The sequence below is a fragment of the Pseudomonas sp. LPB0260 genome, assembly GCF_013388395.1.
Map to the genome: position 1 here is coordinate 2,985,942 of NZ_CP058247.1, position 13,937 is coordinate 2,999,878.

General features: G+C 66.3%; 13 protein-coding genes and 1 pseudogene. 8 read left to right on the forward strand and 6 right to left on the reverse strand.

Annotated elements, in window-relative coordinates:
• Nucleotides 1-48: 48 nt before the first annotated feature.
• Nucleotides 49-846, reverse strand: a complete 798-nt coding sequence (locus LPB260_RS13535) for a hypothetical protein (protein WP_208709458.1) — start codon at nucleotides 844-846, stop codon at nucleotides 49-51.
• A 298-nt stretch (nucleotides 847-1,144) separates the two neighbouring features.
• On the opposite strand from LPB260_RS13535, the gene aroC reads away from it, so the two are divergent.
• The 7 genes and pseudogenes from aroC to LPB260_RS13570 all read left to right on the forward strand — a co-directional run.
• Entirely contained in the window at nucleotides 1,145-2,236 is a 1,092-nt protein-coding gene (aroC, locus tag LPB260_RS13540; RefSeq protein WP_208709460.1) for a chorismate synthase, read from the forward strand.
• Nucleotides 2,237-2,324: 88 nt separating this feature from the next.
• Nucleotides 2,325-3,476: an MFS transporter gene (locus LPB260_RS13545; RefSeq protein ID WP_208709462.1), complete on the forward strand. Its 1,152-nt coding sequence runs from the start codon at nucleotides 2,325-2,327 to the stop codon at nucleotides 3,474-3,476.
• Nucleotides 3,473-4,093 (forward strand): methylthioribulose 1-phosphate dehydratase, encoded by a 621-nt coding sequence (locus LPB260_RS13550; protein ID WP_208709464.1) that lies wholly within the window; start codon nucleotides 3,473-3,475, stop codon nucleotides 4,091-4,093. Before LPB260_RS13545 ends, LPB260_RS13550 begins: the two co-directional genes overlap by 4 nt.
• A 34-nt stretch (nucleotides 4,094-4,127) precedes the next feature.
• On the forward strand, nucleotides 4,128-4,673 hold the full coding sequence (locus LPB260_RS13555) for an acireductone dioxygenase (protein WP_208709466.1): 546 nt from the start codon (nucleotides 4,128-4,130) through the stop codon (nucleotides 4,671-4,673).
• Between the two features lie 81 nt (nucleotides 4,674-4,754).
• A complete protein-coding gene (gene mtnC / locus LPB260_RS13560) occupies nucleotides 4,755-5,438 on the forward strand; it encodes an acireductone synthase (protein WP_208709468.1) in 684 nt (227 codons plus the stop codon).
• 84 nt (nucleotides 5,439-5,522) lie between these two features.
• Nucleotides 5,523-5,714, forward strand: coding sequence for a PLDc N-terminal domain-containing protein (locus LPB260_RS13565; protein WP_208709470.1), 192 nt, complete (start codon nucleotides 5,523-5,525; stop codon nucleotides 5,712-5,714).
• 91 nt (nucleotides 5,715-5,805) lie between these two features.
• A pseudogene (locus tag LPB260_RS13570) lies at nucleotides 5,806-6,279 on the forward strand (histidine phosphatase family protein); the annotation flags it as partial.
• Nucleotides 6,280-6,477: 198 nt separating this feature from the next.
• On the opposite strand, the gene LPB260_RS13575 reads toward LPB260_RS13570, so the two are convergent.
• The gene (locus LPB260_RS13575) at nucleotides 6,478-8,625 is read right to left on the reverse strand and encodes an autotransporter domain-containing protein (protein ID WP_208709472.1); all 2,148 of its coding nucleotides are present in this window, start codon (nucleotides 8,623-8,625) and stop codon (nucleotides 6,478-6,480) included.
• A gap of 135 nt (nucleotides 8,626-8,760) precedes the next feature.
• On the opposite strand from LPB260_RS13575, the gene LPB260_RS13580 reads away from it, so the two are divergent.
• Nucleotides 8,761-9,741 (forward strand): IS5 family transposase, encoded by a 981-nt coding sequence (locus LPB260_RS13580; protein WP_208709474.1) that lies wholly within the window; start codon nucleotides 8,761-8,763, stop codon nucleotides 9,739-9,741.
• A 1,072-nt stretch (nucleotides 9,742-10,813) separates the two neighbouring features.
• Here LPB260_RS13580 and LPB260_RS13585 read toward each other — a convergent pair.
• From LPB260_RS13585 to LPB260_RS13600, 4 genes are all read right to left on the reverse strand, one after another.
• On the reverse strand, nucleotides 10,814-11,344 hold the full coding sequence (locus LPB260_RS13585; protein ID WP_208709476.1) for a hypothetical protein: 531 nt from the start codon (nucleotides 11,342-11,344) through the stop codon (nucleotides 10,814-10,816).
• Nucleotides 11,334-12,389 (reverse strand): DUF3179 domain-containing protein, encoded by a 1,056-nt coding sequence (locus tag LPB260_RS13590; protein WP_208709478.1) that lies wholly within the window; start codon nucleotides 12,387-12,389, stop codon nucleotides 11,334-11,336. Before LPB260_RS13590 ends, LPB260_RS13585 begins: the two co-directional genes overlap by 11 nt.
• 133 nt (nucleotides 12,390-12,522) lie before the next feature.
• Nucleotides 12,523-13,017, reverse strand: coding sequence for a methylated-DNA--[protein]-cysteine S-methyltransferase (locus tag LPB260_RS13595; protein ID WP_208709480.1), 495 nt, complete (start codon nucleotides 13,015-13,017; stop codon nucleotides 12,523-12,525).
• Nucleotides 13,018-13,020: 3 nt separating this feature from the next.
• Entirely contained in the window at nucleotides 13,021-13,908 is an 888-nt protein-coding gene (locus LPB260_RS13600; protein ID WP_208709482.1) for a DNA-3-methyladenine glycosylase, read from the reverse strand.
• Nucleotides 13,909-13,937: the final 29 nt, after the last annotated feature.

Consider the following 13,937-nt stretch of genomic DNA (forward strand, 5'->3'; position numbering starts at 1 on the left):
ACGTCCTTGTTGCTTGGAAGCGTGCCTGGCGACAGGTCTGCGGGAAATCTAGCGTGTGGCAATCCAGACCAGCAAGCCGGCCTGGAACAGGCTGAACGCTACCAGGCAGCCAATGGTGAAGCGCAGGGTGCTGTCCTCGCGCCTGAGGCGGTCGATGCGCTCTTCCAGCTTGCGGATCTTCACCGCCTGCTCGTGCAGCGTCTGGTCGGCCTGCTGCAGCATGGCGGCGGTTTCGAGGGTGTCGACTATCTGCACCTTGTCGACATTCCAGTCCTCATGCAGCGTGGCGACCCGCGGTGCGCCATAGAACGCCATCAGTTGCAGCGGGTCGAGGTAGTCGAGGGTGAACCCCTGGGCCAGCAGACAGCGATCACGGCGCGCCTTGGCGTCTTCGCTGCCCACCGTCTTGGCCGGCAGCAGGCCCCCCTGGATCTGATAGTGACCACAATGCTGCTTGGCCCAGGCGATGCCCTGGGCCAGCAGGAGGCGGCCGAGGCCGCGGTTGCCCGGTTCCACCTGCAGGCCGCCTTCAGGGCCGAAGCGCACTTCCTTGTTGCGGTGGTCGATCCACACCTCCAGCAGGTTCTGTTCGGGGCGCAGGCGCTGTCCGTGCAATTGCACCTGCAGGCGCAGCAGGCTTTGCGCCTTGCTATGGCGCACCACCCGGCCCAGTTGGGCGAAGCGTAGCGGCCGCAACCCGGTATTGCGGTCGGCCGGCAGTGGCGCCAGGCGCAGCAGGCGGAACTGCTCGGGGTCGAGATTCGCCCAGGGGTGGGGCATCGCCTCTGTCGCCGGCGTATCGGCCGGGCGCTCGGGGGTGGGCTCCTGGGGTTGGGGGTCGATCATGGCTGGCAATCCTGTGCGCGCGGTGGAACGGGTAACCGTCTTATCGGCCGACCTTGTCCGGGCTGGAGGTCGGGACGGCGCCGGTCGGCGGAGTACAGCCAGCGCTTCCGTCGGGCGGTCGGGCCAGCGGCACTATCGGCTGGCGCCGCGGGCGTGGCAAGGCTGGGCCGCCGTCGACGGCCCCAGCTTCGAGGGTGAACTGAACCGGCGCCGCGGGTATACTCGCCGGCTTTACTGAGTGGGGCCTGGCGCGCTGTGGCGGCCGGTCCGGAGTCGATTTCCGCGGAGCCTTTTGCACATGTCCGGCAATACCTACGGCAAGCTGTTCACCGTCACCACCGCCGGCGAAAGCCATGGTCCGGCCCTGGTCGCCATCGTCGACGGCTGCCCGCCGGGGCTGGAGCTGAGCCTTGAGGACATGCAGCGCGACCTCGACCGGCGCAAGCCCGGCACCAGCCGCCACACCACCCAGCGTCAGGAAGACGACGTGGTGGAGATCCTCTCCGGGGTGTTCGAGGGCAAGACTACCGGTTGCGCCATCGGTCTGCTGATCCGCAACACCGACCAGAAGTCCAAGGACTACTCGGCAATCAAGGACCTGTTCCGCCCGGCCCATGCCGACTACAGCTACCACCACAAGTACGGCATCCGCGACTACCGTGGCGGCGGCCGCAGTTCGGCGCGCGAAACCGCCATGCGCGTGGCGGCCGGCGCCATCGCCAAGAAATACCTGGCCACCCAGGGCATCGTCATTCGCGGCTACATGAGCCAGCTCGGCCCCATCGAGATTCCGTTCAAGAGCTGGGACAGCGTCGAGCAGAATGCCTTCTTCAGCCCAGATCCGGACAAGGTGGCGGAGCTTGAGGCCTACATGGACCAGCTGCGTCGCGACCAGGATTCGGTCGGGGCCAAGATCACCGTGGTTGCTGAGGGCGTCATGCCCGGCCTCGGCGAGCCGATCTTCGACCGCCTGGACGCCGAGCTGGCCCATGCCCTGATGAGCATCAACGCGGTCAAGGGCGTGGAGATCGGCGCCGGTTTCGCCAGCGTGGCCCAGCGCGGTACCGAGCACCGCGACGAGCTGACGCCGGAGGGCTTCCTGTCCAACAACGCCGGCGGCATCCTCGGTGGTATCTCCAGCGGCCAGCCGATCGTCGCTCACCTGGCGCTCAAGCCGACCTCCAGCATCACCACTCCGGGGCGTTCGATCGATATCGACGGCAACCCGGTGGAGATGATCACCAAGGGCCGCCACGACCCCTGCGTGGGCATCCGCGCTACGCCGATCGCCGAGGCGATGATGGCCATCGTGCTGATGGACCACCTGCTGCGGCACCGCGGCCAGAACGCCGGCGTCAGCGTCGCCACGCCGGTGCTGCCGCAACTGTGATGAGCGCTTGCGGCCGGGCCGTGTGCCGCACGGCCCGGTACCGGCTCCCCCGGCTGACGCCGTGTTCTGCCCCGGTGGGCGCCTGGCCATGAGTGCGCCCATGCCGTACTGGCGCCTGTCCGGCTTCTACTTCTGCTATTTCTCCCTGCTCGGCGCCGTGGCGCCGTTCCTGGCGCTGTACTTCGATCATCTGGGGTTTTCCGCCGCGCGTATCGGCGAGCTGGTGGCCATCCCCATGCTGATGCGCTGCATCGCCCCCAACCTGTGGGGCTGGCTGGGCGACTACAGCGGGCGGCGCCTGGCCATCGTGCGCTTCGGCGCGATCTGCACCCTGCTGTGCTTCGCCGGCATCTTCGTCAGCCAGAGCTATGCCTGGCTGGCGCTGATCATGGCCAGCCATGCGTTCTTCTGGCACGCGGTACTGCCGCAGTTCGAGGTGATCACCCTGGCCCATCTGCGCGAGCGGGCGACCCGCTACAGCGAGATCCGCCTGTGGGGCAGTATCGGTTTCATCGTCGCGGTGGTGGGCCTGGGCAAGCTGTTCGAGTTCGTCAGCCTGGACGCCTTTCCCTGGGCCCTGGTGCTGATCATGGCCGGCATCGTCATCAGCAGCTTCTGGGTGCCCAGCGCCGAGCCGCAGATGCGCCCGAGCGACCCGGCCCTGGGCGGTTTCCTCAAGCAGCTGCGGCGCCCCGGCATTCTGGCGTTCTACCTCAGTGTCGGCCTGATGCAGCTGAGCAACGGTCCTTACTACACCTTCCTCACCCTGCACCTGGAGGCCCTGGGTTATGCGCGTGGCCTGATCGGCCAGCTCTGGGCCCTGGGCGTGGTCGCCGAGATCGTGCTGTTCCTGTTCATGGCCCGCCTGCTGGCGCGTTTTTCGCTGCGCAGCGTGCTGCTCGCCAGCTTCCTGATCACCGCGCTGCGCTGGCTGCTGCTCGGCAACCTGGCCGACCACCTGGCGGTGCTGCTGTTCGCCCAGCTGATGCACGCGGCGACCTTCGGCAGCTTTCATGCCGCCGCCATCCACTTCGTCCAGCGCAGCTTCGCCGACCGCCAGCAGGGCCAGGGCCAAGCCCTGTATGCCACCCTCGCCGGGATAGGCGGCGCGCTCGGCGCGCTGTACTCCGGTTACAGTTGGAACAGCCTGGGCCCGGCCTGGACCTTTGCCATCGCCAGCCTGGTCGCCCTGGCCGCTGCCGTCATCACCGCCACCCGCTTGCAAGAGGAGAGGCCATGAGCCCGACCCGCGAACAACTCGCCCAACAGATCATCGACGCCGGCCGCTTCCTGTACGGTCGCGGCTGGTCGCCGGCCACCAGCAGCAACTATTCGGCGCGGCTGTCGGCCAGCGAGGCGTTGCTGACCGTGTCCGGCAAGCACAAGGGCGAGCTGGGGCCGGACGACGTGTTGGCCACCGATATGCAGGGGCGCAGCCTGGAGGCGGGCAAGAAGCCCTCGGCCGAGACCCTGCTGCATACCCAGCTGTACAACTGGAAGGCGGAGATCGGCGCGGTGCTGCACACCCACTCGGTCAACGCCACGGTGCTGTCGCGCCTGTGCCTGAGCGAGTCGCTGGTGTTCGCCGACTACGAGTTGCAGAAGGCCTTTTCCGGCGTCACCAGCCACGAATCCCAGGTCGAGGTGCCGATCTTCGACAACGATCAGGACATCGCCCGCCTGGCGGCCAAGGTGCAGCCCTGGCTGGACGCCCATCCGGACTGCGTCGGCTACCTGATCCGCGGCCACGGCCTGTACACCTGGGGCGCGCGGATGAGCGACGCGCTGCGCCAGATCGAAGCCTTCGAGTTCCTCTTCGAATGCGAGTTGAAGGTGCGTGCCCTGCACAAAGCCTGACCCTGACCATCCCCCTCACAGCGAGAGCCCGAGCATGAGCAGCCTGAGCGTCTACCACGAATCCTCCCCCGAACAGCCGAACAAGGTGCTGACCCACCTCGAGGACATCGCCAGCACCCTGGCCGCGGTCGGCGTGCGCTTCGAGCGCTGGCAGGCCGTGGCGCCGATCGCCCCCGGCGCCAGCCAGGACGAGGTGATCGCCGCCTATCGCCCGCAGATCGAACAGCTGATGAGCGAGCGCGGCTACGTCACGGTCGACGTGGTCAGCCTCAGCGACGATCACCCGCAGAAGGCCGAGCTGCGCGCCAAGTTCCTCGACGAACACCGCCATGCCGAGGACGAGGTGCGCTTCTTCGTCGCCGGCCGCGGCCTGTTCACCCTGCACATCGACGACTACGTGTACGCCGTGCTGTGCGAGAAGAACGACCTGATATCGGTGCCGGCCGGCACCCGCCACTGGTTCGACATGGGCGAGCACCCGCATTTCGTGGCGATCCGCCTGTTCAACAACCCGGAAGGCTGGGTCGCCCAGTTCACCGGCGAAGACATCGCCAGCCGCTTCCCGCGCCTGGACGACTGAACCGCTGCTGGCGGCGACGCGCGTCGCCGCCATTGCCGAGTCACGGGGGCTGGCGCCCTCCACCCCATGTTTGGAGTTTGCATGCCGATCAAAGCCATCCTTACCGATATCGAAGGCACCACCAGCGCGGTGAGCTTCGTCTTCGACGTGCTGTTTCCCTATGCCGCCAAGCACCTGCCGGACTTCGTCCGGGCGCATGCCGATGAGCCACAGGTGGCCGAGCAGTTGGCCGCGGTGCGCGCCGAAGCCGGCGAGGCCGATGCCGATGTCGAGCGCGTGATCGAGATTCTCCTCGGCTGGATCGCCGCCGATCGCAAGGCCACGCCACTCAAGGCCCTGCAAGGCATGGTCTGGGCCGAGGGCTACCGCGCCGGTCAGCTCAAGGGGCATGTCTACCCCGATGCGGTGGAGGCGCTCAAGCGCTGGAAGCAGCGGGGCTACGACCTGTACGTCTACTCCTCCGGGTCGATCCAGGCGCAGCAGCTGATCTTCGGCTGTTCCGAGGCCGGTGACCTGACGCCGCTGTTCAGCGGCTATTTCGACACCACCAGCGGGCCCAAGCGTGACGCCCAGTCCTACCGCAGCATCACCCAGGCCATCGGTTGTCCGGCCAAGGAGATCGTCTTCCTTTCGGATATCGTCGAGGAACTGGACGCCGCCCGGGCGGCCGGCATGCAGACCGTCGGCCTGGCCCGCGAGGGCGGCGAGCTGGCCGGCCACGAGACCGTCGCCAGCTTCGCGCTGATCGACCTCGAGCGCCTGTGAGGCGTCGCGCGGTCGCCCTCGCGGGCGGTCTGCGCGAATTGCCGGCTATCCTTCGGGGGCAACCCTCAACACAGGAGTGTCCCCATGGGTTCCACCTTGAATGGCCTGCTTGGCCTGATCATCCTGGCCCTGGATATCTGGGCCATCATCAACGTGGTCAAGAGCGGCGCCGACACCGGCAAGAAGGTGCTCTGGGTGCTGTTGATCATCTTCCTGCCGGTGATCGGCCTGATCATCTGGGCGTTGGCGGGGCCGCGGGGCAACGTCAGCCTCTGAACCCGTGGCACGTGCGTTAGCGTTCCTGCTGCTTGCCTGGCAGCTGCTGCCGGGCTGGGCCCAGGCCGACCAGGCTGCGGCCTGGGATGCCCTGCGCGCGGGCCGTGCCGTGCTTGTGCTGCGGCATGCCAGTGCGCCGGGCATGGGCGACCCGGCGGATTTTCGTCTGGGCGACTGCGCGACCCAGCGCAATCTGGACCAGCGTGGCCGGGATGAGGCGCGGCGCTGGGGGCAACTGCTGCGCAGCCAGGGCATCGAGCGGCCGCGCCTGTTCAGCAGCCGCTGGTGCCGGGCCCGCGACACCGCCGTGGAAATGAACCTGGGGCCCGTCGAGCCATTGCCGGCGCTTGACTCCTTCTTTGGCGATCGTTCGCGGGCGGCGGGGCAGACGGCTGAGCTGGTCGAGGCGGTCAACGGCTATATGTCCGGCACGGTAATGGTGCTGGTTTCCCATCAGGTCAATATCACCGCGCTGACCGGCGTCTATCCGGCCTCGGGCGAAGGGCTGATTCTGGCCCGCCCGCTGACGGTGCCGGCGCGGGTGCTGGGGCGCATCCTGCCGCCTTTTCCCTGCCTTGGTACTGCGTGTGACGGTCTCGGCGCTGTTCGACGCAACAGCCATTGGTGCAACGGCTGCTGTATCACCCGGGGCAGGCTTCGATATCCGGCAGGCTGGCGTCGAAATGAAAATGCCCGTATCGCAGATACGGGCATCCTCGGCATTGCCAGTCAACTGGTCAGGCGCTTGCGCACCGTACCTGCTTCAGAACAGCCATTTGTAGCTGGCGGCGACCCAGTAGTCTGGGTCGCTGCCTTCGCTGGTACCGTTGACCATTAGCGAGCCGATGCCCTGGCCCAGCTGGCTTTCGGCGCCGACGGCGGCGCGCAGCCAGTTCTGCTCAACTTCCTGGCCGTTCAGATCGAAGCTGCTCAGGCCATGGATCTCGCCCTGAGCACTGGCGCTGCGATCCTCGAAGCGGTGCACGCCTTCCAGTCGCGCCAGCAACCTGACCTGAGGCGTGAGGCTGTAGACCGTGTCCAGGCCGACGCGGCCGGTGGTCGAACGCTCGGTGCGGCTGTTCCAGGTGGCCGGGAAGCTGCCGCTGGTTTCGCTGTAGGCGTCGAGCTTGCTTTGCAGGTAGCTGATGCTGGTGTAGGGGGTGAAGGCGGCCTGGCCCAGGGTGTAGGCGTCGAGCCAGTCCAGGCGCAGGCGCGCGCCCAAGGTCTGCACATCCGTGCTGCCGTGCGACTGTACTTCCCTGCCGGCGTTCAGGTAGCCGCGGTCGATGTCCGCCTTGCCATCGCCATAGAGCGCGCTGAAGCTGGTGTACAGCGTGGTGTTGGGCAGTTGCACGATCAACTGCGGCAGAACGTAGGTGCTGCGCAGCTGGCTGGCGCCGCCGAAGTCGCCGGCGGCTGAGTTGTCGCTGCGGCCCAACGCCAGGTTCAGTTGTACGCCTTGGCCAAAGTTCTTGGCCACACCGATCTCTCCCGAGCCAAGCCGGGCGTCGCGCCCGGCGCTGTCCTGGCGGCCGTAGTCGCCGCCGACCCAGACGCTGGTGCGGCCTTCGCCGACCAGGCTGCGCATCGGGCTGCCATGGGCACCGTGCAGCACCATATCGCTGGCGGACGCCGCCAGGGCCGGGGTCATGGCCGAGGCCTGGGCCAGACTCTGCTGGTAGTCGACGATGCTGATCAGGCCGTTGAGCCGGGCCAGGAAAGCCTGACCGTTATCCAGCCGGCCCACCACCACGTTGCCGTCTGCGCTGACGCCGGTGGCCAATGAGGTTTTGGCTGCGTTGGCGTCGACCGCAACACCGTTGCTGGTCAGCCAGTCTTCAATACTCTGCATTGCGCTGGCGGCGCTCCAGCGAAAGGCGCGTCTTTTATGATTCGCGTCATCAGTTATGCCCACCACCACGCCGCCGTCGGCGCTGATGGCGTAGGCTTCAGATGAGTCGCCGCCGAGGGTGCCAAGGTCTTGCATGCCGAGGGTCTCGGTCCAGCGGAACGCATGGGACTCGCTGCTGCTTGTAGTGGATACGCCCACCACCACGCTGCCGTCGGCGCTGAGGGCGTTGGCATATGAATCGGGGCCGCCGAGGGTGCCGAGGCCTTGTATGCCGCTGGTCTCGGTCCAGCGGAAGGCAAGGTTCGACCAGTCAAAACTGGTGCCTGCCACCACGCTGCCGTTGGCGCTGATGGCACTGGCGAAGGAATAGCGGTGGCCTTCTAAGGTGCCGAGGTCTTGCATGCCGCTGGTCTCGGTCCAGTGGAAGGCGTGGTAGCCATAATTCGCGTCATCAATAGTGCTGTGGCCAATCACCGCGCTACCGTTGGCGCTGATGGCGTGCGCGCTTGAGAAACTGCCGCCGAGGGTGCCAAGGTTCTGCATGCCGTGGGTCTCGGTCCAGCGGAACGCAAAGCGCTCGTCGTCGTTTGCATTAGACTCGCCTACCACCGCGCTGCCGTCGGCGCTGATGGCGTGCGCGCTTGAGAAACTGCCGCCGAGGGAACCGAGGAACTGCGTGCCTCCGCCCTGGGTCCAGCGGAAAGCGTGATACTTATGAGCATTGGTGTCTTGGCTGTAACCCACCGCCGCGCTGCCGTCGGCGTTGATGGCATTGACATAGAGTCGATTGCCGCTGGGTGCTGTGAAGTCCTGGAGGCCGCCAGCCTGGGTCCAGCGGAAGGCGAACTCTTTCTCGGTATCGTTGTTGTAGGCCGTCCCGCTCACGGTGCTGCCGTCGGCGCTGAGCAGCGGATCGTTGCTCCAGCCGACCAGGTTTGGGAATTGCTGGATGCCGTCAGCCAGCGCGGGCGTTGCGAGCGACAGGGCGATGGCCAGGGCCAGCGGGTTCAGCCCCAGCGCGGCGGCGGCCGGTAGGCGAGTGCGTTTAATAGGGAGCATCGGATCATCATCCTTGGCTGGCCGGGAGGCCGTTCAATGCGCCGCAAATCCGGCGGCTCGGTGTTATTAGGGACACTCTGAAAAAGACTTCCTGAATCTGGTGAAATAGGTCGAACCCGCCACCCGAGTTATTCCATGAAGCAGATGACCTTCGCCGACGCCGAGTACGCCGGCAAGCGCAAGCAAACTCGCAAGGAACTGTTCCTGATCGAGATGGATCAGGTGGTGCCGTGGAAGGGACTGATTGCCCTGATTGAGCCGCGCTATCCGAAGGGTGAAGGCGGCCGGCCCGCCTACCCGCTGCTGGCCATGCTGCGTATTCATCTGATGCAGAACTGGTTCGGCTACAGCGATCCGGCCATGGAAGAGGCGCTGTACGAGACCACCATCCTGCGCCAGTTTGCCGGGCTGAGCCTAGAGCGCATTCCGGACGAAACCACCATCCTCAACTTCCGCCGGCTGCTGGAAAAACACGAGCTGGCGGCCGGGATACTGGCGGTGATCAACGGCTATCTCGGTGATCGCGGTCTGTCGCTGCGCCAGGGCACCATCGTCGACGCCACGTTGATCCATGCGCCCAGTTCGACCAAGAACAAGGACGGCAAGCGCGACCCGGAGATGCACCAGACCAAGAAAGGCAACCAGTACTACTTCGGCATGAAGGCCCACATCGGCGTGGATGACGAGTCAGGGCTGGTGCACAGCGTGGTCGGCACGGCGGCAAACGTGGCGGATGTCACCCTGGTCGACAGGCTGCTGCACGGTGACGAGAACGTCGTCTGCGCCGATGCGGGCTACACCGGCGTCGAAAAGCGCGCCGAGCATGCTGGCCGCGCAGTCATCTGGCAGGTCGCGGCTCGTCGTAGCACCTACAAGAAACTCGATAAACGCAGTGCCCTGTACAAAGCCAAGCGCAAGATCGAAAAGGCCAAGGCGCAGGTGCGCGCCAAGGTCGAGCACCCATTTCGGGTGATCAAGCGTCAGTTCGGATACGTGAAGGTGCGGTTCCGTGGCCTGGCCAAGAATACCGCGCAGCTAATGACGCTGTTCGCACTGTCGAATCTGTGGATGGCGCGTCGACATTTGCTGACCACCGCAGGAGAGGTGCGTCTGTAAAGTGGGAAATGGCTGCCGCGAGGTGCTCACGGCGGCGAAAAAGCGGAGAAATGAGTGGGCTATCTAGTCAATTTTGATCGACTGCCCGCTTTTAAAATCAGCGGAGGATGAAGTCGGCGGCAGAGACCGGGCTACTTCAGACCTTCCTTAGGGAAACTTTGGGAAGTCCGTTTTTACGAAGTAACAGGCCTGTAAGCTGCAGGGTTGCAGGGCCGCGTTCTTCGAGGAAGGGCTTTTCAGGCCGTTCTTAGGCGGGCACGGGGCTGGGGCAAGTCGGATAAAACAGATGATTGATACTTGGCAGATTTCCCCAGTTATGGGTGACTGCTTCGAAGGACTCGTGGGGGCGGATAGTAGCGATAAGCCATGCTGCTGAGAAGTGGGGAGTAATAATATTTGTAGCCGGTAATTTCTGCGGGCGAAGAGCTGGTTGCCGCTTTCTAGGTCAAGCACCGACGATCGATAAGTTCGAATCCGGCTTTTTGGTCTGCGTAACGCTATGCTCGACGTTTGATGGTCGGGTTGAAGGCTCTAGATCGCGGCATACAGTGATTACAGAGGGCGCTGTAGTCGGGGCTTTTTTGAGTAGTGCCCATGCAGGTGTCGTGTATTGGGTTGGTTGTCGGGGGGGGCATGCAAGCGCTTCAATGGGGTGCGTTCCAGGTTATTATTTTGGCGCCATTTTAATAGCGCTCTTGCGATAGTTGCTCGGCGTGCAAATGTTCTGTTTTAACGATGCCCTGAAAACTTTGCGGATGGTACTTCGTCTTGGTATCAGTTCCTTCTATAGCGTGAGTTGATACTTCGCTCGGTACCGTTTGTGTGGCGGTTACTTCCAGCCAAAAGAAACAGCTCTTTTTTCAGGTATACGCGTTGTCGGCATTCGTCAGGAGGTGGCGGGTGTCGGCGAGCTGTATGGGGCGTCGCTCCTTTCGGCGATGTGCCGCCGGTGTTCCAGCCCCTCGCCCGGAGCCACGTGTGACTCCTGGGCGCTGAGCAGTTCGACGTGGGCCCCGCGCATGTGTGTCAGTTGCCGGTAGACGTGATCCTGCTCGGCCCTGAAGGGCGCCGCTCAGAGTGGCCCGAACAGGGCCGGGGCGCCGCGCCAGCGTTGCCACAGGCGGCTGCCAAGCAACAGCGCCAATGACAGCGGCAGCAGCCAGGCAAACAGGCCGATGAAGGCGCCCAGTCCGGGAATGCCCAGCAGCAGGAGCAGACTGGGCGCGCAACAGGCGCCGCCGGCCAGCAGGGCCGGCCACAGCCCGGCGCTCCAGGCGACATCCGCCCCCGTGGCGCAGGTGCGGCGCTGCCGTAACACCAGGGCGCCGTGCAGGTTGCCAGCCAGCAGCAGGCCCAGCAGTGCGGCCAGGAGCAGGTTGAGCGGGCTGAGCAGCAGCACCAGGTAACCCAGTTCGAGACTGGCCAGCGCCTCGAAATGCCAGGGCGAACGCTGCGTGAGCAGGCGTTGCCATTGCCAGGGCAGGCTGGACCACCCCCAGCCAGCGGGGCCCAGGTCGAGATCGCCGATGGCGTAGAGGTAGAACAGCGCGTAGCAGCAGGCCACGGCGCCGATCAGGGTCGCCGTGCTGCGCCTAACGCCCATCGAGCACCACCGTGTCGGGGTAGAAGGCGTACCAGGCGAACCACATGGCCTCGAACGCGTTGAGCGGCTCCAGCGCGTCTAGTCCGGGTGCCTGCGGTCCGTCGGCCTCGAAGCGGATCTCGCGTCGGTCGATCTGCACCGGTTGCTCGGCGCGAAACACCCAGCCGGTGTCCAGGCCGGGATCGTCGATGATGACGAAGTGTTCGTCACCCAACGAATGTTGAATGAGCCCCTGTTCGCGCAGATGGCGCTTGTCCACGGCGACGGCGGTATGGGCGGTGCGGAAGCCGAGGATGCTGTGCTTGGCGGGGTAGCGGGGGTGCTGGTGCATCACCGGAAACATCAGCTGCGGGTCGGCATAGTAGCCCCGCAGCGGGTTGTAGCTGCCGTAGGGATCGCGCCGGTAGTTGCGTAGCGCGCCGGTGTCGCGGGTCAGTACCTGGGTCTCGGGGTGGCGGGCCTGCCAGTTGGCCCAGGTGCTCCAGAACACGCGAATTTCCTGCAGCCGCCGGCCGCTGGCGGGGCCGCTGATGGCCGCGCCGGCGATCTGCGACCACTGGCTGTCGCTGCCGCGGTCATACATCACCACATTGCTGTTGAGCAGGCGCCCGGATACGCCGAACTGGCTGTCGCCCCGCATGAAGCCGAGCACCGTGGCGGTCAGCGGGCAGTAGGTGATGCTCAGCGGCTCGCCGGCGATGTTGTCGTTGACGATCTCGTGCCACACCAGGATGCGCTGCGGGTAGGCGCGGGCCTGGCCGCGGTGATGGACGCCGAAGACGATGTCGTCGGGGCGCAAGTACTGCGTGGCCCCCGCGGCGTCGCTGAAGCGCGGCTGATCGATGGCGGGAATGCCATCCTTGCCGGGCCCGCCGGACAGGGTCATGTCGGCGTAGGCCTGGGCTGAAGCCGAGAGCAGGCGCTCCGGGCCCGGTGGCGGCAATGCGACCTGGCCGGCGCAAGCCAGTGCGGTCCATAGGCTCAACAGGCCGAGTAAGGTGCCGGCTCGCCGGCATGGCGGTCGGCGCGGGCGTTGCGTGGACATCGGCGGTCACCTCCCACTTCTGCAGGGCGCGGCCATGTCAGAAGGATGAGTGTCTTCCGAACTTAGATGGCCGCTAGCCGGCGCTGTTACAGCCTGCGACCGCACAGCCTGCCGGGGCGTGACGCGCTATCGCTCAAAGCGCCAGTTGCTGCTGTGGTGCCAGCGCCCCTTCGAGCTGCAGGAGCAGGGCCTTGCGCGCCAGGCCGCCTGCGTAGCCGGTGAGGCTGCCGTCGCGGCCGATCACCCGATGGCAGGGCACGACGATGGCGAGCGGGTTGGCGCCGTTGGCCGCGCCCACCGCGCGCACCGCCCTGGGCCGGGCGATCTGCGTGGCGAGCTGGCTATAGCAGCGGGTCTGGCCGAAGGGAATCTGCTGCAGGACCTGCCACACGGCCAGCTGGAAGGCCGTGCCCTGTGGCGTCAGACGCAGATCGAAACGCCGGCGGCGGCCGGCGAAGTACTCGTCGAGCTGGTGGCAGGGCGCATCCAGCTCGGCCCCTGCCAGGCGCCAGTGCTCGGCGATCTGCCAGGGTTTGCCGTCGATCTCCAGCAGCAGCTGGCACAGACCGTCGCCATCGCCGACCAGCAGCAGGCGACCGATGGGGCTGTGGTGGTAGCGATAGAACATCGTTCAACCTCCGGCGTAGTCGTGCCACAGGTGCGCCGCGGCATAGGCGCGCCATGGGCGCCAGGCTTCGGCGCGGGCCTCGAGCTGTTTGGCGCCGATGCCGCCTGCGCCCCACAACGGGGCCTTGAGCAGGCCCAGGTCGCTGGCGGGGAAGGCATCGGCCTCGCCGAAGGCGCGCAGGGCGATGTATTCGGCGGTCCAGGGGCCGATGCCGGGCAGGGCGCAGAGGCGCTCGATCAGCGCGGCACTGCCGTCGCGCAGGTCCAGGTGCAGCGCGCCGCTGGCGACCTGGGCGGCGAAGTGCTGCAGCGTCTGTACCCGCTTGCCGGGCATGCCGATGCCGTCCAGGTTGGCCTCGGCCAGTGCCTCGGCGCTGGGGAACAGGCGCTCGAGGCCGCCGTCGGTCGCTTCCTTCAGGGGTTCGCCGAGCCGCGAGACCAGGCGTGCGGCAATGGTCACCGCGGCCTTCACCGTGACCTGCTGGCCGACGATGGCGCGCACCGCCTGCTCGAACGGGTCGAAGGCGCAGGGCACGCGCAGGCCGGGATTGCGCGCCACCAGGGGCGCCAGCAGCGGGTCTTCGGCCAGGTGCGCGGCGATACGCTGTGGCTCGGCATCCAGGTCGAACATGCGCCGCACTCGGGCGGTCAGGGCCGGCAGGCAGGCCTCGGCCGAGGCGCTGTGATGCAGTTGCAGGGCAGGCTGGCCGGGCGCCGGGCGTACGGCGAACCAGCCGCAGACCCCGTCCAGGCGAAAGCTGCGGCGATAGCCGTCGGCGTCCAGTCGCTCGACCCCAGGCAAGGCGCGCAGGGCGTAGTGGGCGTGGAACTGTTGCCAGTGCCAGGGCGGCTGGTAGGGCAGGAGCACGGGGTGCGGAGCGGCGGCGGTCATGGGGGCACGATAACCGCCTGGTGCACGCC

Excerpts from the sequence above, each read along its gene's own strand:
- LPB260_RS13535 (WP_208709458.1), bottom strand. The coding sequence starts at position 846 with ATGATCGACCCCCAACCCCAGGAGCCCACCCCCGAGCGCCCGGCCGAT.
- aroC (WP_208709460.1), top strand. The coding sequence starts at position 1,145 with ATGTCCGGCAATACCTACGGCAAGCTGTTCACCGTCACCACCGCCGGC.
- LPB260_RS13545 (WP_208709462.1), top strand. The coding sequence starts at position 2,325 with ATGAGTGCGCCCATGCCGTACTGGCGCCTGTCCGGCTTCTACTTCTGC.
- LPB260_RS13550 (WP_208709464.1), top strand. The coding sequence starts at position 3,473 with ATGAGCCCGACCCGCGAACAACTCGCCCAACAGATCATCGACGCCGGC.
- LPB260_RS13555 (WP_208709466.1), top strand. The coding sequence starts at position 4,128 with ATGAGCAGCCTGAGCGTCTACCACGAATCCTCCCCCGAACAGCCGAAC.
- mtnC (WP_208709468.1), top strand. The coding sequence starts at position 4,755 with ATGCCGATCAAAGCCATCCTTACCGATATCGAAGGCACCACCAGCGCG.
- LPB260_RS13565 (WP_208709470.1), top strand. The coding sequence starts at position 5,523 with ATGGGTTCCACCTTGAATGGCCTGCTTGGCCTGATCATCCTGGCCCTG.
- LPB260_RS13575 (WP_208709472.1), bottom strand. The coding sequence starts at position 8,625 with ATGCTCCCTATTAAACGCACTCGCCTACCGGCCGCCGCCGCGCTGGGG.
- LPB260_RS13580 (WP_208709474.1), top strand. The coding sequence starts at position 8,761 with ATGAAGCAGATGACCTTCGCCGACGCCGAGTACGCCGGCAAGCGCAAG.
- LPB260_RS13585 (WP_208709476.1), bottom strand. The coding sequence starts at position 11,344 with ATGGGCGTTAGGCGCAGCACGGCGACCCTGATCGGCGCCGTGGCCTGC.
- LPB260_RS13590 (WP_208709478.1), bottom strand. The coding sequence starts at position 12,389 with ATGTCCACGCAACGCCCGCGCCGACCGCCATGCCGGCGAGCCGGCACC.
- LPB260_RS13595 (WP_208709480.1), bottom strand. The coding sequence starts at position 13,017 with ATGTTCTATCGCTACCACCACAGCCCCATCGGTCGCCTGCTGCTGGTC.
- LPB260_RS13600 (WP_208709482.1), bottom strand. The coding sequence starts at position 13,908 with ATGACCGCCGCCGCTCCGCACCCCGTGCTCCTGCCCTACCAGCCGCCC.